Source organism: Granulicatella sp. WM01 (genome assembly GCF_004570605.1).
GTDB lineage: Bacteria > Bacillota > Bacilli > Lactobacillales > Aerococcaceae > WM01.
On record NZ_SPPB01000113.1, the window covers coordinates 1 to 1,461 of the forward strand.

1 protein-coding gene is annotated in these 1,461 nt (G+C 37.3%); it reads right to left on the reverse strand.

The features are described from left to right. A partial coding sequence (locus tag E4T68_RS08800) for a hypothetical protein (protein WP_194185115.1) occupies positions 1 to 1,461 on the reverse strand: 1,461 nt, incomplete at both ends.

Consider the following 1,461-nt stretch of genomic DNA (forward strand, 5'->3'; position numbering starts at 1 on the left):
TGATGTGCTTAATGACTCACTTGCGCTTATTGATGTACTTAATGATTGGCTTGCACTTAGTGATGTGCTTAATGATTCACTCGCACTTAATGATGCACTTAGTGATTGGCTCGCACTTAACGATGTACTTAATGACTCACTTGCGCTTATTGATGTACTTAATGATTGGCTTGCACTTAACGATGTACTTAATGATTCACTTGCGCTTATTGATGTACTTAATGATTGGCTTGCACTTAGTGATGTGCTTAATGATTCACTCGCACTTAGTGATGTGCTTAATGACTCACTTGCACTTAGCGATGTACTTAGTGACTCACTTGCACTTAATGATGTACTCATTGATTGACTAGCACTCACTGATGTGCTTAATGACTCACTTGCACTTAATGAGGTACTTAATGATTCACTCACACTTAGTGATGTGCTTAATGATTGGCTTGCACTTAACGATATACTTAATGATTCACTCGCACTTAGTGAGGTGCTTAATGACTCACTTGCGCTTAGTGATGTACTTAATGATTGACTAGCACTCACTGATGTGCTTAATGATTCACTCGCACTTAGTGAGGTACTTAATGATTCACTCGCACTTAACGATGTACTTAATGATTCACTTGCACTTAGTGATGTGCTTAATGACTCACTTGCGCTTATTGATGTACTTAATGATTGGCTTGCACTTAACGATGTACTTAATGATTCACTCGTACTTAATGATGTACTTAATGATTCACTTGCACTTAGTGAGGTACTTAATGATTCACTCGCACTTAGTGATGTGCTTAATGACTCACTTGCGCTTATTGATGTACTTAATGATTCACTTGCACTCACTGATGTACTTAATGATTGACTCGTACTTAATGATGTACTTAATGATTCACTTGCACTTACTGATGTGCTTAATGACTCACTTGCGCTTATTGATGTACTTAATGATTGACTTGCACTTAACGATGTACTTAATGACTCACTTGCACTTAGTGATGTACTTAGTGATTGGCTTGCACTTAACGATGTACTTAGTGATTCACTTGTACTTAATGAGGTACTTAATGATTCACTTGCACTTAACGATGTACTTAATGACTCACTTGCACTTAGTGAGGTACTTAATGATTGACTAGCACTTAGTGAGGTGCTTAATGACTCACTTGCGCTTATTGATGTACTTAATGATTCACTTGCACTTAACGATGTACTTAATGATTGACTCGTACTTAATGATTCACTTGCACTTAGTGATGTACTTAATGATTCACTCACGCTTATTGATGTACTTAATGATTGGCTTGCACTTAACGATGTACTTAATGATTCACTCGCACTTAGTGATGTGCTTAATGACTCACTTGCGCTTAGTGATGTACTTAATGATTGGCTTGCACTTAACGATGTACTTAGTGATTGACTAGCACTTAGTGATGTGCTTAATGACTCACTCGCACTTAGTGA